The organism is Paenisporosarcina sp. (genome assembly GCF_057785155.1).
The window spans coordinates 18,418-41,533 of record NZ_JBYNRN010000017.1 but is presented as its reverse complement, the minus strand read 5'-3'; the positions used below and the strand labels follow the sequence as shown (position 1 = coordinate 41,533).

Sequence of the window (23,116 nt, the reverse complement as noted above, 5' to 3'; positions counted from 1 at the left end):
GGTCTGTGAGTCTCCTCATTCGCTATGCTCACTGCGGGGTCTCACCTAGACACGCTAATCCCACTGGAGTCGCCAGCTTCCGCTAAAATAAAAATAGCTCTTATATAAATTAATCAATGCTTATATATTCTTTCGAATTTGATTCGAAAAGGTAAATAATTTCCGACATGAAATTTTTCTCAAATAAGATATATCCAAATGAATTAATTACTTCACCTGAAAATTTTTTAATATGTATTGAAAACCAATTTGTACATCAAAATTTAGATTTAATAAGCGTATATCGAATTTATAATAGGAAAGTGGTCGGCTATTTCTAAAGTCTCCTGCGGAGAAACGAAAGAAATACCCGACCACCTTTATTCTTTACTCATAGAGAAATAATTGCTAATAATAGGTGATTATTTCCCGCTTCCTTGCATAAAATTTTTAGATCCACTATATAATCCACTTGCAGATAAACCTAACATAAGTCCGATAATGATCCCTTGTTTAATATCTGTCGTGATATAAAAGATTCCAGCTAACACGCCTAAAATGACAGCTACAAATGGTGAGAATCTATTCGATACTCCCGCACGTTTAAACAATTCGACTAATCCAAGAATCAATGGAATAATGGCGATATTGTAAACTTCAAACAACGCTTTCCCTCCTTTCCTACTAGCTTTGTACTATTGTATTCGTAGTGTTTCTTATTCATTCCAACGCAATTAGAAAAACATATCCTGCACAAAAATAATTGTGCAAACTATGTTTTTTCTTAGACTGATATCCAAAAACCTGTAGCCATTTTTTTAGTACAAAAAAACAATTCCTCTAATTGTTCTAGAGAGGAATTGTTCATTATGTATTAATTACTTTTTTGTATTGCTCCCATGCCTTCTAGTAATATTCTCGCGTCTTTATTTAAATAAGGAGTAATGTCCTCTCGAAGAAGCAACTCACTATGGTTTTTTACAGCAATCTTTAAGCCTCTAATATCAAACCTAGTAGCGTATAGGTTGATGGCATTGGTTGCTGCTACCTCTTCTCTAGATAAGGGCTTTGAATTAGATTCAGAAGCATTTAACAGAAAATCGAACAATTCTCGGGCATTTCTTTTTAATAAACTTTTATTATCTTTCAGCAGCTCTTTGTTTTCTTCCATATACTTACGAGCTGCAACTAAGTCAACATCTTCTACACATGCATTAATTTTCGTAGCTAATTCTTGTAGATTCATTCTTAATCTCCTTTTACCTAATAATGGTAATAATATGATAACTTGATAATTAAATCATATCATATTTGAAAACTATTTTGAGTAGCTAAATAAAATTATTTCAGAAAAAAACCGAATGCATCGGCAACTTAGCCGTTACATTCGGTTTCTCTTTTTAAGATACTGGTGCAGCTTTTACTTTGTCATGACTTTTATCACGTGTGAAATATTGTAATGCAAATATTGATACAAACATAATTAAACCAATTGTGTCTGAAATACCTTCAGGGTAAATAAGCAATAGTCCAGCGATAACCGCCCATATACGCTCATACCACTTCACATCACGGTACCAATAACCAATCATTCCAGCACCAATTGCAATCATACCTGATATAGCTGTGATTAATACCCATATCAATTGTGGAATGGTCGTATCAATCATTAACAACTCAGGAGAAAGGACAAACATATATGGAATAATGAATGCGGCAATCGCGAGTTTTGCAGAAGTTACACCTGTTTTGATTGGATCGCCGCCAGAAACACCCGATGCTGCAAATGCTGCTAATGCAACTGGTGGTGTAATATCGGCAATAATACCAAAATAGAATACGAATAAATGAGCTGACAATGCAACAGCGATAGGTACCACGGCACCTTCAGGTGAATCCAGCATTAATAATGTAATAATGGCTGGCGCTGCTATGGTCGACGTAATCACGTAGTTAGCTGTAGTTGGTGATCCCATACCTAAAACAATCGCAGCTAACATCGTAAAGAATAGCGTTAGCAATACGTTTCCTCCAGATGCAGAAACAAGTCCATTAGCTAAACTTAATCCTAGTCCTGTTTTTACGACAACACCTACGATAATACCTGCAGCTGCAGTTGCGGCTGCAACAGCAAGTGCTGTGCGGGCTCCATCTACTAATGCTTCGATAATATCTTTAAATCCAAGACGTGTTTCTTTATTGAATGAACTTACAATTATCGTTAATAAAATACCGTACAAGGCTGCTTGCATCGTAGGAATATTGTTAAATAACATAACGATAATTCCCACTATCGGAAGCAGTAAATAAATTTTCTTTAAGACTTCTTTGCGGTTTGGCATTTCTTCTGGTTTTAACCCTCTTAATCCAACTCGTTTGGCTTCAAAGTGAGTCATAATCCAAATTCCTGTGAAATAAAGCAATGCAGGGATTGCTGCTGCTTTTGCAATATCCCAATATTCAATCCCACCAATGAATTCAACCATTAAGAATGCTGCTGCACCCATGATTGGAGGCATAATTTGACCACCAGTAGAAGCAGCTGCTTCTACCCCACCGGCAAATTCTTTTTTATAGCCAAGTTTTTTCATCATTGGAATCGTATATGATCCTGATGTAACTACGTTCGCTACAGAACTTCCTGAGATTGTTCCTTGCAATGCACTGGAGAAAATGGCTACTTTAGCAGGTCCACCAATTAAATGTCCTGCAAAAGCAACGGCTAAATCATTAAAATATTGACCCACACCGGTCTTTACTAAAAACGCTCCAAATAACAAGAATACGAATATGAACGTTGCAGATACGCTTAACGGAGTACCTAGAATACCATCCGTTGTAAAGAACATCAGTTGAACAACACTTTCTAAATCTTGACCACGGTGAGCCAAGAAACCTGGGAAATAACGACCAAAGAACGTGTAAAGAATAAATACAGAAGAGATAATCGTGATTGGTAGACCAACCGCTCTTCGAGTTGCTTCTAAAACAAGCAAAATCGCTAATACACCGACAATTAAATCTGTTGTAGTTACATTACCTACTCGGAATACTAAGTCGTTGTACATAATTGGCCAGTATAAACCGACTCCAATGGATAAAATCGATAAAATGTAATCATAAAAAGGAATCCGGTTTCGTTTGCTTCGATCGCCTTTTTTAATTGCCGGGAACAGCAAGAAAATTAATGATAAGGCAAAGCCTAAATGGATGGACCGCTGAATATAGGCTGTGTATTGGCCAAAAATGGCTGTGTACACTTGGAATAAAGAAAAAGCTAGTAATCCAAAGAATACAACTTTCAACATAATGCCTTTTAAATCTCGTGTATTCGATTCCGGATCATACTTCTCTAATATTTCACGTTGTTGTTCGTCAGTTAACTGTTCGAACTGTTCATCTTTTTCTGGATGTTTTGTTTTATCACTCACGAATCCTCGCTCCTCTCAGTTGGTCCAATAGGGATAAGCGCGCAACTTGGAATGTATACGACTCACCTCTTATTAAGTAGTCCTTTAAATTATATTCGTTGTTATCGTACTTAAAAGCAAGGTCTTTATTAATATCCCCTACCAACATACTAATAGATGGAAATTCTTGTGACATGTTGGTTATGTAATACTTCCCATCTAATTCAAAAAATTTCTCTCCTTCACCAGCACCTGAGGGCATTCCGATTGCAAAATCCTCATATTCAAGAGAGAAAATTTGGATTTGATGGTCATTTGTTATTTTATACGTTTCGAAGACATCTGATAAATGAATTGAATGGGTATAGCGAATGTGAAAGGTCTTCTCATCATTTAGAGGAAGATAGGCAACAGGATTTGTTGTCCGTTGCTCGAAGAATACAAAGCTCCAACGATATGGAACCAGCAAAATGAATAGGGTAGTCAAGAAAATAATTACTCCAATTATTAATTTGCTCTTTTTCATTGGAATAACCTCATTTCATGAGAAAAACCCACCTTGTCCAATTTTAGGACATGAGTGAGACATTTTCTTCTTGTTCAAATACTTTCTAGAAGAAAGAACGATGAAGCAATTGCTTCATCGTCTTATTTGAATCTTATTTATTTACTTCATCAAAGTACTTTTGAGCACCTGGATGTACATCGATATCGATCCCATCTAACGCTGTTTCAGCTTTGATAAATGCACCTTTAGGATGTTGAATTTGATCCGTATTTTCGTAAATTGCTTTAGTAATATCATAAACTAGATCTTCAGGAAGATCCTTAGTTACAGCTAACATAGCAAGAACAGAAACAGTTGGTACTTCACCAGCCATACCATATGTTCCAGCAGGAATTGTTTCTTTAGCGTAATAAGGATACTTTTCAATTAGTTCATCAGCTTTTGAATCTTCAACAGGAACAATGACAACTTCAGTCGTTGCGTTTAAGCTTTCAACTGCACCAGTTGGCGTTCCAGAAGTAATGAAAGCAGCATCAATTTGACCTGATTGCAAACTTTCTTGAGATTCACCAAAGTCCAAGTTTTGAGCATCAATATCATCCATCGTCATACCGTGAATTTCTAAAAGTTGTTCAGCATTAGCGAATGTTCCTGAACCAGGAGCACCTACAGATACTTTTTTACCTTTAAGATCTTCATAAGATGCAATGCCAGTATCAGCAGTTGTAACCAACTGAATTGTTTCTGGGTAAAGAGCACCGATAGCTGCGATTGAATCAATTGCATCGCCTTCAAACATTAATTCGCCAGCAGTTGCATAGTAAGCGATATCTGTTTGTACGAAAGCAATTTCAGCTTTTCCATCTTTAAGCGCTGTCATGTTAGCTGCAGATGCTTGAGAAACTTCAGCAGTTGTTTCCACACCAGCTTCTTCAGAAATAATGTTTGCCAGTGTTCCACCAAGTGAATAATAAGTACCAGTCGTACCGCCTGTAACGATACTGATAAACTTGTAATCTCCGCCTGAATTACATGCTCCTAATAATAGAGTCGCAGATAACCCTAATGCTGCAAGAATTCCTACTTTTTTCTTCTTCATAAATGGTTGTCCCCCTTAAATATGATTCGTCTTCCAATTTATATTCTAGCATGAATTATCTCATAATAGGTAATAGTTCGATAAGCCAGAAGACATTTATTACCATTAAATTAAGTTGTTGTACCCTCAACTTTTGTCTCAGGTGCAGTTTCTTCTGGTGTAATATCCGCAAATGTTTCATTATGTTCTTCTAAATCTCGCGTTCGATGTGCAATACGAGAAGAAGCACAAGCAGCTACACTCGCTACCAGATCATCTAAAAATGTATGGATTCCATTACCGATTTTTGTATCCAACTTTTTGATAATACCAATTTTATTTTTATCCAAATGCCCGAACGTAGTGACGGCTATACTTCCATATGTAAATACAGATCCGAGGGCGATTGTTTCATCTACTCCAAATAATCCTTCATCGGCTTCAACGATTTGTTGTAGTGGAGCAGATAACATTTTTTTCTCAGCCAGTTCATCTAACTCTACACCAACTAAAATGGCATGTTGCATTTCTCGTTTCTTCAAGACACTTTCAACCGATTCGATACAATGCTCAATCGTTAGTCCAATGTTATAAGCTATTTGCATCTCAAAAACGATATTTGCTATTTCCTGAATCGTGACACCACGTCTTAATAATGCTTCCTTCGTAGCTTCATATACTGCATTCGAATGCACTCTTGGTTGTAATTGATCCATCTTTTCATCTCCATTTCTCTAGAACATTCATTTCCCTACTCATTATTATACCTTCCGACTGCATTATGTTACAATTTCTATACCGTTAATACCTAGGAGGATTTCGTCATATGTCAAAAGGAACAATCCAAGATATCACACTATTTAGTGAAGCTTTACAAGAAGATATGCAACTACTTATTTACATACCCTCTAACTATTCACCTCTTTATAAATATACAGTTTTAATTGCCTCAGACGGCAAAGACTATTTTCAATTAGGACGAATTCCTCGTGTAGCTGATGAATTACTTGAAAATAACGAAATCGAAAATATTATTGTCGTTGGCGTTCCTTATAAGAGCGTCGAAGATCGTCTAAAAAAATATCATCCAGACGGCGAACAGCATGATGCTTATTTACGATTTTTAGCTCATGAACTCGTTCCCTATTTAGATGCCACATATCCAACTTACCAAATTGGTATGGGACGAGCTTTAATTGGAGACTCTTTAGCTGCAACTGTTTCTTTATTAGCGGCAGTCAAATATCCAAATATTTTTGGGAAAGTCATTCTTCATTCACCATTAGTAAATGAAGCGGTTTTAGAAAAGGTTGAACATGCTCGTGCCCCTCATGCTTTCTCGGTTTATCACATCATCGGCTTAAAGGAAGATGAAGTGAAAACGACTCGTGGAGAAGTGGAAAACTTCCTAAAACCGAATCGTGTTTTGAATTCATTGATGGTAGAAAGAGGTTTTTCAGTCTTCTATGACGAATTTAACGGAGACCATACTTGGAAACATTGGCAACCGGATATGAAACGTGCACTTCAAATGAATTTTGGTCACTAATAAGTTAATTGAATGCCAATTCCGAAATCTTTGCTATAATATAAGTATGTATTCATTCAACTAAGAAGGAGGTTTTTGATGATGAAATACGGAGTCGTTGCATTCCCATCGAAAAAACTACAAGATTTAGCTAACTCATACCGTAAACGTTATGACCCACATTATTCACTTATCACACCACATATGACTGTCAAAGGCGTATTTGAAGCGAGTGATGAAGAAATTGAAACACTATCAACTCAAATCGGAGAAGTTGTAAAACGTCATAAACCCTTTTCTTTACAGACGTCCCGTGTGAGTTCGTTCTCACCAGTTACAAACGCCATTTACTTTAAAGTAGAACCTACTCCAGAACTTCTTGAACTTCATAAAGATTTGCACTCAGATGTTTTAGGAGCTCAAGCTGAATATGCTTTTGTTCCGCATATTACCATTGCTCAAAAAATGGCATCAGGTGAACACGATGACATTTTTGGTCAATTAAAAATGGTTGGTGTAGATCATGAAGAAATCATTGACCGTTTACATTTGTTGTATCAATTAGAAGATGGTTCTTGGACGGTATATGAAACATTCCGTTTGTCTGGAGCTGGAAATTAATTGATTTCATCAAAAAGAGTAGAAACCGAACAAGAACGTAATGATGCTTTTCACGTAAGACAACTCGTATTCGTGGAAGAACAAAATGTTCCTGTCCATCTAGAACTTGATGAACATGATTCTTATGCCACTCATTTTATAGCTTATGATGGTTCTCAACCTATTGGAGCAGGTCGCATACGTGAACCTGAAACTGGCATTGCCAAAGTAGAACGGGTTTGCATCTTACCAGACTATCGAGGAAAACATCTTGGAAACTTGATGATGGAGAAGATGGAAGAATATGCATTACAAGCTGGACTTTCAACTGTAAAATTGAATGCACAATCCTATGCCATTCCATTTTATGAAAAGTTAAATTATAAAATTACTTCACCTGAATTTTTAGATGCTGGTATTCCTCATCGAACGATGGAGAAAGTATTAAATTAACCAAATAAGAAGCGCACACATTTTGAGTTTGAATGTGTGCGCTTCTTTTAAGTTCCAGGAAATCAAGTGTTTGTGTTTGTTTTCATGAAACTGGTGACAACTTTGTTTGTCATTAGTAGTCAACTTAATATGTTTTCTACAATCTTCAAAAAAAAAAAAACGCTTTCTCATTAAAATGAGAAAACGTTATGAGCGACTAAATATATGCGTTAATTTGATTTCCTTTACCGCTAACTTTAGCGATTTCAGGAGATAGATTGACAGGGTTCGGTTGAATGAATCCCTTATATGGTACAGCTTGTCGGAAAGAATGCGATGAGACAGATATTGATTCATCTTCCTCTTCAAGTTGTTTTGAACGCTCTTCCAATTGATCTTCAAATATCGATTTCATTTTAATTGGTTGAACGGCATTAATATGAGCAAAGTCATAATTGCTCATTTGCAATCTATTTGCGTATTGTTGAGATTGAATTGGTTGAATTGGTAAGATGTAACCCATCGTCGTCATCCTCCTTCTGTTACCATGTTATACGATACTTTACCCGCTTTTATGTCCGTCAAAACCAAAATTAATTATTTTTGTTTATCATTGAAGAGATTTCATTCAAATCAATTTTGTTTCCTTTTTGAATAACAGACTCAACAATCTGTTGTTCAAACTCTTTAGTTAGTGGTTTTCCCGCTAGTTTAGAAACTTTGCGGACAATTTTCTTTACCTGTTTTTCATCTGAAAAGTCAGCGAACTGAATAGCGTTGGCTAAAGTGAAAACTTCATCCATTGAAACGCCCGTTTTTTGTTCGATTTTCTTAAAAAATGAATCATGCATACGATTCCCTCCTAACAAAAACTTTTACCAACTATGATTAATAGGATGAAAAGTACGACGATTAAAACAAACGTAGACCCGTTATTAGACTTGTAGTCATCATAAGGATTACAGCATCCGTACATGTTATTTCCCCCCTTTCCTATTCGACCTAGAATATGCGAACAAATAGGAATGAGGAGGGCAAATTCCTTATTAGATGTTTCCTTTTGACTTAAATAGTAGTGCACCAATGACCCCAAAAAGAATAGCGGCACTAATTCCTGAACTTGTTACTTCGAACATTCCTGTTAAAACACCGATTATGCCATGCTTCTCCGCCTCTTGTAATGCACCATGGGTTAATGAGTTACCAAAAGACATGATGGGAACCGTTGCCCCTGCACCAGCAAAATCGATAAACGGTTCGTATAATCCAAACCCATCCAGAACGGATCCTACAACAACTAACAGGCTTAACGTATGTGCAGGTGTTAACTTTGCTACGTCAAATAACAATTGACCTACTACACAAACAAGTCCACCAACTACAAACGCGATAATGGTTGAAAGTATCATCCCTACACCTCAATCTATGCAAAGTTCAACAGCATGTGCAATGCATGGAATCGTCTCTCCTTGTTGGAAAGAGAGCGGCGACAGCAAAGCTCCTGTTGCAACTAACAGTACTTTTTTTAATTTTTTGGCTAATAAATCACTATAAATCGGACCAAAATACACGGAAGCAGAACATCCAGCTCCACTTGCACCTGAACGGAACTCTGATTTATTACCATAAAATTCAGCTCCTGCATCACGGTATACTTTGACTGGATAAGAATTAAGTCCACTTTTTTTCAAAAGTTCTTGTAAAATTGCAAAGCCCGTTTTCCCTAAATCCCCTGTCATAATGAGATCATAAGGCACGTCATTTCCGTTTTCATTTAAATGAGTTTGAATTGTATCAAATGCTGCAGGTGCCATCGCACTTCCCATATCTAGCGGGTCTGTGCATTCACAGTCAACGACTTGTCCTATTGTTGCTGAATGAACATACGGAAGATTGCTTTTTGAGTGAGACAAAACACCGAACCCACCTGCCGTAACCGTCCATTGACCTGTTGGAGGCTTTTGTGCACCATATTCAATTGGATAGCGGAATTGACGTTCAACCGCATTATGCTGACTCGAAGATCCAAATAATACGTTTTCTACAAGGTTAGATTCGATTAAAACACTTCCAGTTATTAAAGAGGAAACGGAAGTCGCACAAGCAGAAAACATCCCCATAAAAGGGACAGCAAGTTCCCTCGCTGCAAAATTAGTCGGCGTCATCTGGTTTACTAAATCTCCACTAAGTAAAACATCGATATCCGCTATTTCCAGTCCCGCTTTTCGAACGGCAAGTAAACATGTATCTTCTATTAATTGTGCATTTCCTTGTTCATTTGTCTTTAAATGTGTCCGTTCGTCATCATAAATGACATCAAAAGAAGAATGGAATACACTTTGTTTTTCCAGAGGACCTGCCGTAACAGCAGTTGAAAGAATCGTTGGTCTTGATTGAAAAGTTAGAAGGCGTGATTTCATGACCACTCTAGCACTCCCATCGACACTAAAATCGTCTTAATCAAAGCAACGACAAAGGCAGAAAATACGCCATACACAATAACAGCGCCAGCTAATTTAAACATATTGCCACCAACGCCTAAAATAAATCCTTCCGACTTATGTTCAATCGCTGCTGAAATCACTGCATTCCCAAACCCTGTAACCGGAACTGCAGATCCTGCACCGCCAAATTGACCTATTTTTTTATAAAGTCCGAAACCTGTTAATAACATGGCAATAAACACCAATGTAGCGACAGTTGGGTTGCTTGCTGTCCGTTCGGTAAAATCGAAAAAGTACATATACACATACGAAATGAGCTGACCGATAGCACAAATAATACCGCCTGTTAAAAAGGCTGTCATACAATTTCTCAAGACAGGACGTTTTGGTGCAATTTGGTCTACAATCGGTTGATATGACTTCGCATCCATTATGTTGCCTCCTTAGCTAATGACTGGATGTCGGCCAACGTTTTTTTCAACGTTTCTTCAGATGGGTTCTGGTCGACTAAGTCTTTTAATTCCCACATGATTTTTAAATCACTCGAAACAAAGATCTCGTGATCCGGAAATTTTTTCTTCAATTCATCAGAAATTCGCTTCTCGATTTTTTCTTTTCTAAATTTAGATAGCGGGTGCACTTGAACAGCCACAATGACTTGATGATCGAAAAACACCCCAACAGATTCACTCATTTTCTCCTCGTCTTCTAATATGAACCGTAAAGTTTCTAACTCTTGTTCATCCTGCTTGGCATGAAGCAAATCAATCTGTGGATCATCTGAACATCCGCTTAAGAGCAGCGACACAGCTAAAATCAACCAGCCTATTTTTTTCATGTTAATCACCTTTTTTCTTAGTATGAGTTGAAAAAGAAAGTTTATGTAATAAAGGTCGAATAGCCCTGTTTCTTTATCAACATCGACATAAATTATAAAGACTTTGAAAGAAAGCGAGGTGAAAACAAAATGGGATGTGGACGTAACTTGGAATCAACATCTACCGTAGCTGGAATCACCACAGGTCGCTGCATTTGTGACGTCGTACGCGCGATTAAAGACATTCAAGATGCTGTAGTCGAAAATGATTGTCCGGTTTGCCCTACGAATTGCTTTTTAGAACCACTAGGTGGTCTTGTAAGTCCTTCACGTCACCAAGCTGATACTCGCGTATTCATGCTTTTGACGAAAGAAGGTACACCTTTTAAAGCATTCTTCCGCGATAACGATTATCATGACTGTGATTGCTTCTCCGTATTTTTCCGTGTCGAGGACGTATTTGATGGTTGCTGTGCAACTCTTCGAGTACTAGAGCCACTTGATCGACATAACCACGAAGTAAATCTTCTAGATGAATGCGGTACTAAACTGAAACTCAGCCAAATTTGTAAGGTTCGTAATTTCCGACCTTCTGATAGCTGTATCACAGTTGACTTAAATTGCTTCTGCGGCATTGAGTGTGTAGCAGACGTATTTTTAGGGGTATGCGAATAAAATAAGTACTTCAAGCTTGCAGTGTCTAATAAGCCCAATCTCTATTATGAGATTGGGCTCTTCTGATTTTAAATATGATGCTTCTGCCGTAGCAGAAGCTTCCTTCTCGAAAGATCTTGGTTAGCTGCTGAATAATTTGGCGGTAACCTTTGATAATATGGCGTTTGGTGAGCGGAATATGGCGATACGGAGTGATAATATGGCGCAACACACCTTTATTTTGGCGTTACCTGATGATTATTTGGCGTTAGACGATATTTGGAGGCTTCTGCAGAGGCAGAAGCTTCCTTCTTGAAAGATCTTGGTTTACTACTGAATAATTTGGCGTTAACCTTTGATATTATGGCGTTTGGTGAGTGGAATATGGCGGTAAGGAGTGATAATATGGCGCTACTTACCATTAATTTGGCGTTACCTGATGATTATTTGGCGTTAGACGCTATTTGGAGACTTCTGCAGAGGCAGAAGCTTCCTTCTTGAAAGATTTTGGTTAGCTACTTAATAATTTGGCGTTAACCTTTGACAATTTGGCGTTTGGTGAGCGGAATATGGCGGTACGGAGTGATAATATGGCGCAACTTACCATTAATTTGGCGTTACTTGATGATTATTTGGCGTTTGACGATATTTGGAGGCTTCTGCAGAGACAGAAGCAGACTATAAAACAAATAAAAAAACATTTCATATCTACTGAAATGTTTTTTAATCATTATTTAATTTCCCCTATATGTTTTGACATATTCACGTCTTTTTGTTTTTCCACTAATATGTAAATCCATTGAAGTCAATAATCTTTTCGAGACATGTACATTCTCAATTTGTAAAAATCGTCTACATTCTTTATTCGTAATACTCATTCCGAAAATATAAAAATAGTCATCCAAAGTCTTTAAATGTGCATCGACTGATTGATGATTATTTGAACATGACCAATGTCTGCGATGTTTTTTCATTCCAAATTCAAAACACTCTGGACATTGCACGCCTGTGATAATTTCATCCTTCGTCAACTGATATCTTTCTAAAATCGATTTATGTTTGTAATTTTTATGGTTTGTATTTATTTCTTCTGCTAACTCATTCATCTGATCTACAGTTAAGTATTCCTTCGTGTGTTCCATCTTTCTAATCCAAGTAGGCAAATGTTTTCCTTTAACAACGCTATATGTAGTTTCATTAACCTTAATTTGTGAATCCATATTCGTAAAAACGATAATCCCTTTTACCGGAATAGTCCATCCTTTATTCCCAAGCCAATCATTTAGCCAAATCATATTTTTTTCTAGCTGTTCTTCTGGACTGTCTAGTGACATCTGTTCTCCAAGGTCATTTGTTCGAATCAGATCAAAAGGTTTCTGTGTCAATTCGATATTTCCCTTGATATTCTTTACTTCAATTACCAAAATAAAAAATTGCGTTATAAATAAATTATCAATCTGAAAATAGGAATTTGCGAACAAATGAACATCTTGCAAAATTAAATGGGGATATGGGTGATGATAATTCGAGAGATAATAATCGATACTTTCTTCTCCCCAAACACCTGATTTAGCTCTCATGAAATTATTATGTATTTGTTGAAACTTAGGATTCAACGGGTCGATTCTTTTTATTACAGCTGCATGACTCAAGTAATTCATTTGTAGAGATCGCTTTTTTATAATCACTGATTTTCCCCTTTTAAAAGAATGTAGCATGAAATCACTTACATTACCATATACAGGAAAATCTCATTTTCCGCAATACTTCTGGGCAAAAATGAATTTCGATCTATTTTCCAATAAATTGTTACTATAAAGCATGTTTATTTATTAAATAATATGAAAAATAATCTTTCGATTTAACTAGTAACTTTTTGCCGTTACCGGTCGATAATTTGTCGCAACCCGACATTAATTTGTCGTTCCAGTTACTGATTTTGTCGTTTTAACCACGTAATATGGCGTTATCCATAATTAATATGGCGTTAAGCATAAAATCGCTATGTAACACAAAATATCACCATTACCCCAAACAAAAAAAGACACCCATCTCTGGGTATCTTCTTCCAACGAATCATCTAAACCGCACTGGAAAAGGTTTTCCTCGCCAGTTAATTTCTTGAATGTCGTCCATATCTATGGAGATGATGGTGCCATCGACGAGTCGAAGTGTGGCACTTTCGTCATCAAGCTTGTCGACGAGGCCTTGAAGAGTCTCACCGTATTTCATTTGAAAAGTTAAAGGTCGGTAAACGTGTTGAGCAAATGGCGAAGTGAAGTAATTTAGTCTCTTCCACATGGTCGATTCAGTCTTCACTTCAGATTCTACTTTCACTTCTACTTCTAATTGACGTTCTGGAAAGATGGATGTACTTTCTTCGATCCATTTTTTGGTTTTCTTGTGATGTCGATATACTGGAGGTCCACTAACAAAAAGGAGAGGATCAGTTTCCAATGATACAGTCACGTCCTTTTTTGAGTTAGTTTATGCAGACCGTTTACAGAATGTGATATCCGCTGTCGCAGTGGATGGTTTCGCCAGTTATACCGCGTGATAAGTTGCTAAATAAGAATAACGCTGTGTCGCCAACTTCTTCAGGAGTTGTATTGCGACGCAATGGTGAACGCTCTTCGATTGTTTTTAATATGCTATTAAAGTCGCTTACACCTTTTGCAGACAATGTACGAATTGGTCCTGCTGAAATAGCGTTTACACGGATATTGTATTGACCAAGGTCAGCAGCTAAATAACGAACTGACATATCAAGTGATGCTTTTGCAACACCCATAATGTTGTAGTTAGGCACGACTTTTTCCCCACCAAGGTAAGTTAACGTTACAATGCTTCCGCCTTCAGTCATTAAAGGTTTCGCAGCTTTCGCAACAACTGTTAATGAAAATGAGCTAATGTTATGGGCTAATAAAAACCCTTCTCTTGACGTGTCAGAGAAATTCCCAGCTAATTCTTCAGATTTAGCGAAGGCGATACAATGTGCCAAGCCATCAATTTTCCCAACTTCTTTTTCAATCGTAGAAAAACAGTTTTCGACATCTTCATCAATCGTAATGTCACATGGTAAAACAAGTTCATGTTTCCCTTCAAGTGTTCCAACTAAATCACGAACAGGTTTTTCAAATCGTTCACCTGCATATGTGAAAATTAAATTTGCGCCAGCTTTATCAAGTGATTGAGCAATTCCCCACGCAATACTTCGTTTATTTGCAACACCCATAATGACATACGTTTTTCCTTGTAAGGATAAAGACATCTATGTTCCCCCTAAGTTATAACTAATTATTAATACCTGGTACTAATATTACCTCACAAAAAAGAAAAGTGCAATTGCACTTTTCTCAGTATGGTGTTTATATGAAAATTATTTTTTGTTATTTAGTGGTCGCCTATTTCTTTTTCCACGGACGATTCTGGAAGTCTCTTGTATGTGGAAAAATGCAAATTTCATAGTGATAATTACAACCATTATAATTGATTGGAATGGAGGTGGCGACTCCGAGGGGAACAGCGCGAGCTTTAGACCCTGGACTGAGCACCGCGAGGGAAGCGGCTAAAGACGTGCCCCCCGGAAAGCGTCCACCGCAGTGGAAATCAACGTTTTTATTTGTACAAACTTTATTAAAATGCATTTTCATCAAAGCTGAGTTAAGAACATGCTTGCTAACCCGAGATAGATCAAAATACTGATAATATCGTTAAGTGTTGTAATAAATGGACCTGATGCAACAGCTGGATCGATATTCATGCGGTGGATTAATAAAGGCACAAAAGATCCTGCCAAAGTCGCAACAAATATCGAACCGAAAATCGCTGCTCCGACTAATAATCCGAGCAATAATTGGTGCTGCCAAAAATAAACGATTGCCACTACAACAACTCCACAAACTAAACCAGTAATCAGGCCCGTTCCCGCTTCACGAATTAAGAGTTTCATCTTACTCTGTTCTTCAATATCACCTGTCGCAATCCCGCGAACAGCTACTGCCAGCGCTTGTGTACCACTATTACCTGCCATCCCTGCAATTAATGGAATAAAGACAGCTAAAATAGCGACTTGATCGAGCGTTTTTTCAAAGATTCCCATTAAATTCGCGGTAATCATTCCTAGGAATAAAAGAATTATAAGCCATGGAAGACGCTTCTTCGCAGCAGTTAATGGACCTTTATCGAACGTATCCATTTCGGATACGGCAGCAAGTTTCGAGTAATCATCATTTGCTTCTTCTTCTAATACATCCAAAATATCATCGACTGTAATAATCCCAAGCAAGTGATTTTGGAAATCAACAACTGGTACAGCAAGGAAATTATAATCTTTAATCATTCGAGCCACTTCTTCTTGGTCTTCACTTACGGACACGCTCACTACACGTTCATTCATAATCGAACGGATTAACGTATCTTCATCGCAAATAATTAAGTCACGAAGTGACACGACACCAGTGAGTTTATTTTCTTCATTCACAACGAAAATGTAGTAAATGGTTTCGGCTTCTGGTGCTGCATTTCTCAATATCGTCATCGCCGAACGGGCGGTTGAGTTTTCAGGAATGACCACATATTCTGTTGTCATGATGGAGCCGGCTGTATATTCTTCATAGTGCAGCAAGTCCTTGATTTCTTGAGCAGACTCGTTATCCATGATCGTCAAATAGCTTGCCACTTGGTCTTTGCCAAGTTCGTTTAGAACATCTACTGCGTTATCGGCGTACATTTCCGATAACATATCTGCAGCATACGTGTTTTCCATTTCCTTTAGGAAAGGTTCGTATTCATCATCATCCAATTCGATGGACTGAAAAATTTCAGCCATTTCTTTAGGCGACAAGTACTCAAATATGATTTGTCTCATTTCAGGATCGATTTTTTCAAAAAATTGTGCTTGATCATACGGGTGCAAAGAAAGGAATTCTTCACGGAATGTGTCAAAATCACGATTGATCAGTATGGCTAATAACTTTTCGTCGTCCATTTCGTTTTCTTCTCGGTTGTATGGTTGCTCTGCCATGATCGTGTCCTCCTTTCATTGCTTACATAAAGACAATGACTTTCATTCATATGTAGTTATTTTATGGGTTACACTGTACACATAGCAACTTAATTCATGTGATGAGGTGAAAAACATGCCATATGACATCATTGGTGATATTCATGGATGTTATGAAGAACTTCTCGAATTACTTGAAGTACTTGGATATGAACAAAAAAATGGAACATTTATTCATCCAGATGGTCGAAATTTAGCATTTGTAGGCGATGCAGCTGATCGAGGTCCAGAGTCACTCGCAGTATGGCAATTGTTGTTCAATATGGACGATGCAAAAAAGTTATTTTATTGCCCGGGAAATCACTGCAATAAATTCTATCGCTACTTAAAGGGTTCGAATGTTCAAATTACACATGGTTTAGAAACGACAGTGGCCGAATTCAAACAATTGACTAAGTCAAAACAAGAGATATTCCGCAAACGATTCATCGCGTTTTATGAGAAGCTCCCTTTTTACCATCGACTAGATAATGAAAAACTCATCATTGCTCATGCCGGAATTCGCGAAGATATGATTGGTCAACCTATTCAAAAAAACATCATCACTTTTGTTTTATACGGAGATATTAGTGGAGAAAAACATCCTGATGGAAGACCTGTTCGAAAAGACTGGGCTAAAGCGTATCATGGAGATGCTTTAATCGTCTATGGTCACACACCTGTAAAAGAACCTCGCAAGAAAAACGCGACGATTAATATTGATACAGGCTGTGTATTTGGCGGGAAATTAACAGCACTCCGCTATCCCGAGATGGAGACGGTCTCCGTCCCTTCTAAACAGCCGTACATCGCTGAAAAGTTCCACGATTATGGGGATTATTGAAGTGCTAAAAAATCGTCCATGTCTTTTGGCAACGGTGCTTTCAACTTCATCACTTCTTTTGTTAAAGGATGTTTGATGGTTAGACTTGAACAGTGAAGAGCGGAGCGCGTCAGATCCTTGACTGACCCTCCGTAAAGTTCATCTCCGACTAATGGATGCTTAATATGAGCTAAGTGCACGCGAATTTGGTGGGTTCTGCCTGTGTGCAATAAGCAGCTAACATGCGTGAATCGCTCGAAACGCTTCATTACGGTTACGTCCGTATGCGCATAATGTCCATCCTCTTGTACTTCACGCTCAATAATACTCGTTCCTTTTCGTCTAATTGGCGCAATAATTGATTGCTGATCTATCTCTACAATACCTTCAACAAATGCTTCATACGTTTTTTTCAATAAATGATTAGAGGTCATTAAATGATGGATATGCCTATTTTTCACAAGACATATTAGACCTGACGTATCACGATCTAGACGAGTTAAAATATGAACAGTCGACGAAATGTGGTTCTGGTCATAATAGTATGCGATGATGTTCGCTAAACTCCCTGTCGGATGTTCTTTCGAAGGAATGGTTACGAGTCCAGCGGGTTTATTCACAACTAATAGCACGTCATCTTCGTACACAATATCGAGTTCCCCTGCTTGTAATAAAAGGCCGTCACTGACCTTTTCAGGCGGAAAAATAACGGTCACCATATCCCCTTTTTGGAGAATATGTCTGACCGTTTTTTCCTGTCCATTTACAAGTAATGATCCACCCTCATATTTGATGGCGGTTAGTGTTCGTTTTGAAATATCCCATTCGGCTAAAGCCTCTCGCAGTATTTGTTCTTTAGTCGAAATGAATGGTAATTGAAATTGATTAGACATCGCTGTCAATGAACGAGTCGTGAACGCGCGTCCAAAACGGAAACGGTCTAAAACGGGCGAAACGCACTTTTTCTTTTGCCACACGATACTCAATCGATTTGACATCTTTATGTAAAAGCTGAACATGATCCACCGTGACCATGAAATCGGGTGCTTTTACTGGTTTCAATACGCAAGTATGGTGTGCAGGTAAGACGAGAGGTGCACCTACCGTACGAAACACTCGGTTGTTAATGGATGCCATCTCCGTCAATTGCATCGCATCTAACGACGGGTGAATGACAGCTCCACCTAAGGCTTTATTGTAGGCTGTACTGCCTGACGGTGTTGACATACACAAACCGTCTCCACGGAATCGCTCAAAATGAGTGCCATTGAGTTCAACATCCATTACAAGCGTGACATCTGGCGATTTAATCGTGCTTTCATTTAAAGCTAAGTACTTTGTTTGGTCATCATTGCGATAATGAATCGTTGCTTCCAAAAGCGGATATTGAATCACTTCAAATTCTTTTTTAGCAATTGAAATGACCAACTTCTCGATTTCAGCCGGCTTCCAGTCCGCGTAAAATCCTAAATGCCCCGTATGAATACCTACGAAAGCAACCGTCGCTAACTGTTCACGATAGCGATGAAAAGCATGAAGGAGCGTGCCATCTCCACCAATGGACAGAACGATGTCAGGAGATTCTTCATTCCATTCCAAACCAAAATCCGACAAATACGTTTTGGCTCTATCCATCAATTCATTTGATAAGTCATCATTGCGTGATTGAATGAAAAATTTCATAAGCGTTTCGTCCTCCCTCCACTCGTTTTCGGGAAATCAGCAGGTCCAGTTTCCTTGTAATCGCTGAAATATTTTTGAGCTTCTTGAATTTCATTGCGAATTAAAGACATTTCCTCATCTAATCGAAAAGCCGCTTCAGCAGCACTTTGCAGACGATTCTTTATTTCCTCAGGAAATACACCCTTGTATTTATAATTTAATGAGTGCTCGATGGATGCCCAAAAATTCATGGCTAACGTACGAATTTGAATTTCAGCTAAAATCGTTCGTTCCCCGTGAATCGTTTGTACTGGGTATTCGATAATCATATGATACGAGCGATAACCACTCGGTTTTTCCTGTGAAATGTAATCGCGTTCCTCGATAATTTTCAAATCATGTCGGCTCCGTAAAAGCTCAACCACAGTTTCAATGTCATCGACAAACTGACACATCATACGAAGTCCCGCAATATCCGGAAGTTCATGTGCAAGTTGCGAAGATGGTTCAAAAGAAATCCCTTTTTCAAGGGTCTTGTCATATATACTTGCCAGCGGTTTGACGCGCCCCGTTACAAATTCAATGGGTGAATTGGTATTCTCTATTTCGAATTGCATTCTCATACCTTTTAGTTTCACCTTAAGTTCGTCTACTGCTTGCTTATATGGTTCTAAAAAACGCTCCCACTGCCCCATGACCCGTCCCCCTCATCATCAACAAAGCATTTATTGTTCTGCTAAATGCTCTTTAAATAGATCTTCAACGGCACTTGAAAATTCTTCACCGTAGTTATGATTTCCTTCAATATTGAAAATAAGCATTTCTAGTTCTTCTCTAAAGTTAGTTAAACGAATATCTTTGGCACCCCAAGCCAAGACAGGTTCTTGTTCACTCGTTAACGAAATCGCTAAAAGTGGCCAAACCGTTTTAGGGAATAACACATATGTATAACCTTCTGCGGAATCCATTAAATACACGAATGCCATTTCGTCCGAATCCGTAATTAATTGACCTCCAGCATTCACCTCAAGTTCTTCAGGCAATTCTTGTAGTAAAAAACGGATTTCTGTACCATTTTGTACACCACTATCAACATTATAAGTTTTACGCAAAGTAACTTCTTCCTTTCAAACAATACTTACTCATATTTTATCACAGCTTTGCCCAGCTTGCAGTTTGCAAATTTTCAAGGATAATAAAGTAAAGGTGGTTGATACAATGAGCAGTCAAACAGAAATCGAATTTAAAAATTTATTAACCGAAGAAGAATTTAATTCATTGCGTGATGCATTCTCATTAAGCGACACCGATTTTCATTCACAAACAAATACGTACTTCGACACAGACGATTTTCAATTAAAAGAAGCAAAAAAAGGTTTTCGACTCCGCGTGGTAGGTGATCGTAATGAATTAACATTAAAATCACCAGGGGACAACCCCCACACGATGTTAGAAATAACCGAACTGATTTCCAATGAAAAACGAGATCAAATTCTATCGCAAGGCTTTATCGATACCCATCTCTACCAAGCTTTTTCCCAACTTCCAAATCAAGTAAACGCTTTTGGATCACTGAGAACCGCACGCGCGGAGGTTCCATATGAAGGTGGTTTACTCGTTTTCGACCATTCTTACTATATGCAATTGGAAGATTTTGAAGTAGAATACGAAGTAGAAGATTTAGAAGCGGGACGCACACATTTTTATGATTTACTAAAAAAACACAATATCCCTACTCGACAAACCGACAAAAAGATTGCCCGGTTTATGAAAGAAGCGTTGCGGCAGAAAGGCTGATGAGTTTGAACTTCCAATCGATCAAAATGTTAATGGAAATTAATGCACTACAATCGTTTGGAGCTGTCCAAACATTCGCTGAACAAGGTGGTCAATCCTCTATGTTCACCGAAATGATGCAAGAAATGATGAACGAACAATCACCTGCATCTCAAGTCACTTCCGTTTCTCAAAATTTACTCGGTCAATTAAGTAGTGGATTTAGTGGTTCTAACATGATGCAGCAACTGACACCGATAACTTCAACTGTTAATAAATCCACAACGCAAACTGGCGACATTGCCGACATTATCCGCAAAGCCGCAGAAAAATATAACTTGCCAGAAAAACTAATCGAATCCGTTATTAAACAGGAATCGAACTTCAATCCAAACGCAGTCAGTCATGCAGGAGCATCTGGATTAATGCAACTTATGCCTGGCACAGCTAACTATCTTGGAGTAGGCAATCGATTTGACCCTACCGAAAACGTCATGGGCGGATCCAAATACTTACGCCAAATGCTCGATCAATTTAACGGCGATATCGACGTAGCCCTAGCAGCCTACAACGCAGGTCCAGGAAACGTAAAAAAATATGGTGGCATCCCACCATTTAAAGAAACACAAAACTATGTCCAAAAAGTACTTGGCTACTATCAAGCCTAATATGACCATGACGCGTTTGCGTCATGGTTTTTTGTATGGAGAATTTTTTTAGAAGGAGGCTTCTGCTGCTGCAGATGCTTGCCCATTTAAGCTCTAACGCCAATAAAACTGAGAATAACGCCAGATTATTTAGGCTTAACGCCAAATTATCACCTTGAAACGCTGTATTCCGTTGCCCAATCGCCACAATATTCACGAGTTGCGCCAAATTGTTAAGACGAAAAGACTTTTCAAGAAGGAGGCTTCTGCTACTGCTGAAGCTACACCAAAACCCTTCCCCCCTAATATCTTTCCAAATTGGCAATCTTCGTAAAATCGATTTGTTTGAGTAAATAAGGGAACGTTGATAGAATAGGATTACAGCGAAAGCAAAGGAGTTCTCAAGATGACCCGAAAGCCTATTATTCCTTACGAGGAAATTGGTCCGGAAAAATTGTCGCAACTAGTTGATGCATTTTACGAGAAAGTCGCGGCACACCCAAAACTTAAGCCTATCTTTCCTGATGACTTAACCGAAACTGCTCGTAAGCAAAAACAGTTTTTAACACAATATTTAGGTGGACCAAACCTTTATTCACAAGAGCACGGACATCCTATGATGCGTGCTAGACATATGCCTTTTCCAATTACACCAGATCGAGCACAAGCTTGGCTTGAGTGTATGAGTATTGCGATGGATGAAGTCGGTCTTGAAGGAAAAATTCGAGATGATTTTTACCACAGGCTTGTATTAACGGCTCATCATATGACGAACCGTCCTAATCAAGAGGAGGAAATCGAGTGACAAACTTGCAGATTCCGCCTACCGCGTATGTTTCTACGAGTTCGACTAAGCCAATTGAGTTGTATGCATTCTTAGATCCAATGTGCTCATCCTGTTGGAATCTACAGCCGATTTTAAGAAAACTTCAAGTGGATTATGAGCAATATTTTACACTTAGAATTGTTTTAAGTACTCAACTTTCTTCATTAAATAGCAGATGTTCACATGTGGAGGAGGATGGTTTTTCTCATCCAGCACTACCTTCTGTTGCTGTGAAAGCAGCAGAATTGCAAGGTAAACGAGCAGGTGTCCGTTTTCTACAACAATTGCAAGAACAAGTATTTTTAGATACTAAAAATGTCGCGACTTATCAAGTGTTAATGGATATCGCGGAGAAAGCTAATTTAGATGTAGCTGAATTTGAATCAGATATTAAATCGAAAGAAGCTTCTCGAGCACTTCAATGTGATTTGTATATTAGTCGTGAAATGGATGTTTCTGAAGTCCCGAGCCTTGTGTTTTTTAATGAACGAATCGAGGATGAAGGATTAAAAGTTTGTGGTGTTTACGATTATCAAGTATACGAGAGTATTTTGGAAGAAATGTTAGAAGAAAAGATTGTACCACAAGAACCGCCTGCATTAGAGGATTTATTTAAAAGGTATAATACACTCTCAACAAATGAAATTGCAGCGATTTACGGTGTAACAAGTTATGCAGCAGAACGCGAACTTAAAAAGCGGATGCTTTTGCAAGAACTTGAACGGATCCCAGTTGCAAATAACGTTCAATGGAGACTTAAGCAATATAAAAAATCATAAAATTCAAAGCATGGTATGTCATTACAAAAGACATACTGTGCTTTTTTTATTTCTTTAACCATTAGTCCATTGCACTCCGTAAGACTCTACCTATTCCAAGTGACATCAG

General features: G+C 38.1%; 31 protein-coding genes. 10 read left to right on the top strand and 21 right to left on the bottom strand.

Features of this window, described 5'->3' with window-relative positions:
• Positions 1 to 401: 401 nt before the first annotated feature.
• The 6 genes from AC3EA5_RS07310 to AC3EA5_RS07285 all read right to left on the bottom strand — a co-directional run bounded on the left by AC3EA5_RS07310 (position 402) and on the right by AC3EA5_RS07285 (position 5,691).
• Positions 402 to 644 carry a hypothetical protein gene (locus AC3EA5_RS07310; protein WP_488607723.1) on the bottom strand — a complete coding sequence of 81 codons (243 nt, stop codon included), beginning with the start codon at positions 642 to 644 and terminating at the stop codon, positions 402 to 404.
• 209 nt (positions 645 to 853) lie between these two features.
• On the bottom strand, positions 854 to 1,225 hold the full coding sequence (locus AC3EA5_RS07305) for a hypothetical protein (RefSeq protein WP_394188661.1): 372 nt from the start codon (positions 1,223 to 1,225) through the stop codon (positions 854 to 856).
• Positions 1,226 to 1,379: 154 nt separating this feature from the next.
• Entirely contained in the window at positions 1,380 to 3,410 is a 2,031-nt protein-coding gene (locus AC3EA5_RS07300; RefSeq protein ID WP_488607722.1) for a TRAP transporter permease, read from the bottom strand.
• Positions 3,403 to 3,915 carry a DUF1850 domain-containing protein gene (locus tag AC3EA5_RS07295; RefSeq protein ID WP_488607721.1) on the bottom strand — a complete coding sequence of 171 codons (513 nt, stop codon included), beginning with the start codon at positions 3,913 to 3,915 and terminating at the stop codon, positions 3,403 to 3,405. The genes AC3EA5_RS07300 and AC3EA5_RS07295 overlap by 8 nt, the downstream gene beginning before the upstream one ends.
• Before the next feature lie 133 nt (positions 3,916 to 4,048).
• Positions 4,049 to 4,996, bottom strand: coding sequence for a TAXI family TRAP transporter solute-binding subunit (locus AC3EA5_RS07290; protein WP_394188664.1), 948 nt, complete (start codon positions 4,994 to 4,996; stop codon positions 4,049 to 4,051).
• A 110-nt stretch (positions 4,997 to 5,106) separates the two neighbouring features.
• On the bottom strand, positions 5,107 to 5,691 hold the full coding sequence (locus tag AC3EA5_RS07285) for a phosphatidylglycerophosphatase A family protein (RefSeq protein WP_394188665.1): 585 nt from the start codon (positions 5,689 to 5,691) through the stop codon (positions 5,107 to 5,109).
• A gap of 110 nt (positions 5,692 to 5,801) precedes the next feature.
• Here AC3EA5_RS07285 and AC3EA5_RS07280 point away from each other — a divergent pair, with 110 nt between their 5' ends.
• From AC3EA5_RS07280 to AC3EA5_RS07270, 3 genes are all read left to right on the top strand, one after another.
• A complete protein-coding gene (locus AC3EA5_RS07280) occupies positions 5,802 to 6,524 on the top strand; it encodes an alpha/beta hydrolase (RefSeq protein ID WP_394188666.1) in 723 nt (240 codons plus the stop codon).
• An 81-nt stretch (positions 6,525 to 6,605) separates the two neighbouring features.
• Positions 6,606 to 7,124 (top strand): YjcG family protein, encoded by a 519-nt coding sequence (locus AC3EA5_RS07275; RefSeq protein WP_488607750.1) that lies wholly within the window; start codon positions 6,606 to 6,608, stop codon positions 7,122 to 7,124.
• A complete protein-coding gene (locus AC3EA5_RS07270; protein WP_488607720.1) occupies positions 7,125 to 7,556 on the top strand; it encodes a GNAT family N-acetyltransferase in 432 nt (143 codons plus the stop codon). It abuts the gene before it with no gap.
• 196 nt (positions 7,557 to 7,752) lie between these two features.
• On the opposite strand, the gene AC3EA5_RS07265 is transcribed toward AC3EA5_RS07270, so the two are convergent.
• The 7 genes from AC3EA5_RS07265 to AC3EA5_RS07235 all read right to left on the bottom strand — a co-directional run bounded on the left by AC3EA5_RS07265 (position 7,753) and on the right by AC3EA5_RS07235 (position 10,817).
• Entirely contained in the window at positions 7,753 to 8,058 is a 306-nt protein-coding gene (locus AC3EA5_RS07265; protein WP_488607719.1) for a hypothetical protein, read from the bottom strand.
• Positions 8,059 to 8,128: 70 nt separating this feature from the next.
• A complete protein-coding gene (locus tag AC3EA5_RS07260; protein WP_394188669.1) occupies positions 8,129 to 8,386 on the bottom strand; it encodes a stage VI sporulation protein F in 258 nt (85 codons plus the stop codon).
• An 11-nt stretch (positions 8,387 to 8,397) separates the two neighbouring features.
• Positions 8,398 to 8,511, bottom strand: a complete 114-nt coding sequence (locus tag AC3EA5_RS07255; RefSeq protein ID WP_394188670.1) for a YjcZ family sporulation protein — start codon at positions 8,509 to 8,511, stop codon at positions 8,398 to 8,400.
• 70 nt (positions 8,512 to 8,581) lie between these two features.
• Positions 8,582 to 8,944 carry a stage V sporulation protein AE gene (gene spoVAE, locus AC3EA5_RS07250; protein ID WP_394188671.1) on the bottom strand — a complete coding sequence of 121 codons (363 nt, stop codon included), beginning with the start codon at positions 8,942 to 8,944 and terminating at the stop codon, positions 8,582 to 8,584.
• A 9-nt stretch (positions 8,945 to 8,953) separates the two neighbouring features.
• Positions 8,954 to 9,955: a stage V sporulation protein AD gene (locus AC3EA5_RS07245; protein WP_488607749.1), complete on the bottom strand. Its 1,002-nt coding sequence runs from the start codon at positions 9,953 to 9,955 to the stop codon at positions 8,954 to 8,956.
• On the bottom strand, positions 9,952 to 10,410 hold the full coding sequence (spoVAC, locus tag AC3EA5_RS07240; protein WP_488607718.1) for a stage V sporulation protein AC: 459 nt from the start codon (positions 10,408 to 10,410) through the stop codon (positions 9,952 to 9,954). Before spoVAC ends, AC3EA5_RS07245 begins: the two co-directional genes overlap by 4 nt.
• Positions 10,410 to 10,817 carry a YhcN/YlaJ family sporulation lipoprotein gene (locus AC3EA5_RS07235; protein WP_488607717.1) on the bottom strand — a complete coding sequence of 136 codons (408 nt, stop codon included), beginning with the start codon at positions 10,815 to 10,817 and terminating at the stop codon, positions 10,410 to 10,412. Before AC3EA5_RS07235 ends, spoVAC begins: the two co-directional genes overlap by 1 nt.
• 129 nt (positions 10,818 to 10,946) lie before the next feature.
• Here AC3EA5_RS07235 and AC3EA5_RS07230 point away from each other — a divergent pair, with 129 nt between their 5' ends.
• Both AC3EA5_RS07230 and AC3EA5_RS07225 read left to right on the top strand, forming a co-directional pair.
• Positions 10,947 to 11,471: a CotY/CotZ family spore coat protein gene (locus tag AC3EA5_RS07230; RefSeq protein WP_394188675.1), complete on the top strand. Its 525-nt coding sequence runs from the start codon at positions 10,947 to 10,949 to the stop codon at positions 11,469 to 11,471.
• A gap of 291 nt (positions 11,472 to 11,762) precedes the next feature.
• Entirely contained in the window at positions 11,763 to 11,951 is a 189-nt protein-coding gene (locus AC3EA5_RS07225; RefSeq protein WP_488607716.1) for a hypothetical protein, read from the top strand.
• 233 nt (positions 11,952 to 12,184) lie between these two features.
• On the opposite strand, the gene AC3EA5_RS07220 is transcribed toward AC3EA5_RS07225, so the two are convergent.
• From AC3EA5_RS07220 to mgtE, 4 genes are all read right to left on the bottom strand, one after another.
• Positions 12,185 to 13,138 carry a nuclease-related domain-containing protein gene (locus tag AC3EA5_RS07220; RefSeq protein ID WP_488607715.1) on the bottom strand — a complete coding sequence of 318 codons (954 nt, stop codon included), beginning with the start codon at positions 13,136 to 13,138 and terminating at the stop codon, positions 12,185 to 12,187.
• Between the two features lie 388 nt (positions 13,139 to 13,526).
• Positions 13,527 to 13,907: a hypothetical protein gene (locus AC3EA5_RS07215; protein ID WP_488607714.1), complete on the bottom strand. Its 381-nt coding sequence runs from the start codon at positions 13,905 to 13,907 to the stop codon at positions 13,527 to 13,529.
• A gap of 43 nt (positions 13,908 to 13,950) precedes the next feature.
• Positions 13,951 to 14,721, bottom strand: coding sequence for an enoyl-ACP reductase FabI (gene fabI, locus AC3EA5_RS07210; RefSeq protein ID WP_488607713.1), 771 nt, complete (start codon positions 14,719 to 14,721; stop codon positions 13,951 to 13,953).
• A gap of 381 nt (positions 14,722 to 15,102) precedes the next feature.
• Positions 15,103 to 16,440: a magnesium transporter gene (mgtE, locus tag AC3EA5_RS07205; RefSeq protein ID WP_488607748.1), complete on the bottom strand. Its 1,338-nt coding sequence runs from the start codon at positions 16,438 to 16,440 to the stop codon at positions 15,103 to 15,105.
• Between the two features lie 151 nt (positions 16,441 to 16,591).
• Here mgtE and prpE point away from each other — a divergent pair, with 151 nt between their 5' ends.
• The gene (gene prpE / locus AC3EA5_RS07200; RefSeq protein ID WP_488607712.1) at positions 16,592 to 17,338 is read left to right on the top strand and encodes a bis(5'-nucleosyl)-tetraphosphatase PrpE; all 747 of its coding nucleotides are present in this window, start codon (positions 16,592 to 16,594) and stop codon (positions 17,336 to 17,338) included.
• Here prpE and AC3EA5_RS07195 read toward each other — a convergent pair.
• Genes AC3EA5_RS07195 through AC3EA5_RS07180 form a run of 4 tightly spaced genes read right to left on the bottom strand, consistent with a single transcriptional unit; the run spans position 17,332 to position 20,091 of the window.
• Positions 17,332 to 18,210 (bottom strand): RluA family pseudouridine synthase, encoded by an 879-nt coding sequence (locus tag AC3EA5_RS07195; RefSeq protein ID WP_488607747.1) that lies wholly within the window; start codon positions 18,208 to 18,210, stop codon positions 17,332 to 17,334. The two genes, prpE and AC3EA5_RS07195, sit on opposite strands and share 7 nt — an antisense overlap.
• Positions 18,203 to 19,000 carry an NAD kinase gene (locus AC3EA5_RS07190; RefSeq protein ID WP_394188679.1) on the bottom strand — a complete coding sequence of 266 codons (798 nt, stop codon included), beginning with the start codon at positions 18,998 to 19,000 and terminating at the stop codon, positions 18,203 to 18,205. Before AC3EA5_RS07190 ends, AC3EA5_RS07195 begins: the two co-directional genes overlap by 8 nt.
• Positions 18,997 to 19,674 carry a GTP diphosphokinase gene (gene yjbM / locus AC3EA5_RS07185; RefSeq protein WP_394188680.1) on the bottom strand — a complete coding sequence of 226 codons (678 nt, stop codon included), beginning with the start codon at positions 19,672 to 19,674 and terminating at the stop codon, positions 18,997 to 18,999. Before yjbM ends, AC3EA5_RS07190 begins: the two co-directional genes overlap by 4 nt.
• A gap of 30 nt (positions 19,675 to 19,704) precedes the next feature.
• Positions 19,705 to 20,091 (bottom strand): UPF0738 family protein, encoded by a 387-nt coding sequence (locus tag AC3EA5_RS07180; protein WP_488607711.1) that lies wholly within the window; start codon positions 20,089 to 20,091, stop codon positions 19,705 to 19,707.
• A gap of 106 nt (positions 20,092 to 20,197) precedes the next feature.
• Between AC3EA5_RS07180 and AC3EA5_RS07175 the strand changes: the two genes are divergently transcribed.
• The 4 genes from AC3EA5_RS07175 to AC3EA5_RS07160 all read left to right on the top strand — a co-directional run bounded on the left by AC3EA5_RS07175 (position 20,198) and on the right by AC3EA5_RS07160 (position 23,007).
• Positions 20,198 to 20,776 carry a CYTH domain-containing protein gene (locus AC3EA5_RS07175; protein ID WP_488607710.1) on the top strand — a complete coding sequence of 193 codons (579 nt, stop codon included), beginning with the start codon at positions 20,198 to 20,200 and terminating at the stop codon, positions 20,774 to 20,776.
• Between the two features lie 5 nt (positions 20,777 to 20,781).
• A complete protein-coding gene (locus tag AC3EA5_RS07170) occupies positions 20,782 to 21,423 on the top strand; it encodes a lytic transglycosylase domain-containing protein (protein WP_488607746.1) in 642 nt (213 codons plus the stop codon).
• A gap of 385 nt (positions 21,424 to 21,808) precedes the next feature.
• Complete coding sequence (locus AC3EA5_RS07165; protein WP_394188683.1) at positions 21,809 to 22,207, top strand: globin domain-containing protein; 399 nt, start codon at positions 21,809 to 21,811, stop codon at positions 22,205 to 22,207.
• Positions 22,204 to 23,007, top strand: coding sequence for a ClpXP adapter SpxH family protein (locus AC3EA5_RS07160; protein ID WP_488607709.1), 804 nt, complete (start codon positions 22,204 to 22,206; stop codon positions 23,005 to 23,007). Before AC3EA5_RS07165 ends, AC3EA5_RS07160 begins: the two co-directional genes overlap by 4 nt.
• The last annotated feature ends 109 nt before the right edge of the window (positions 23,008 to 23,116 follow it).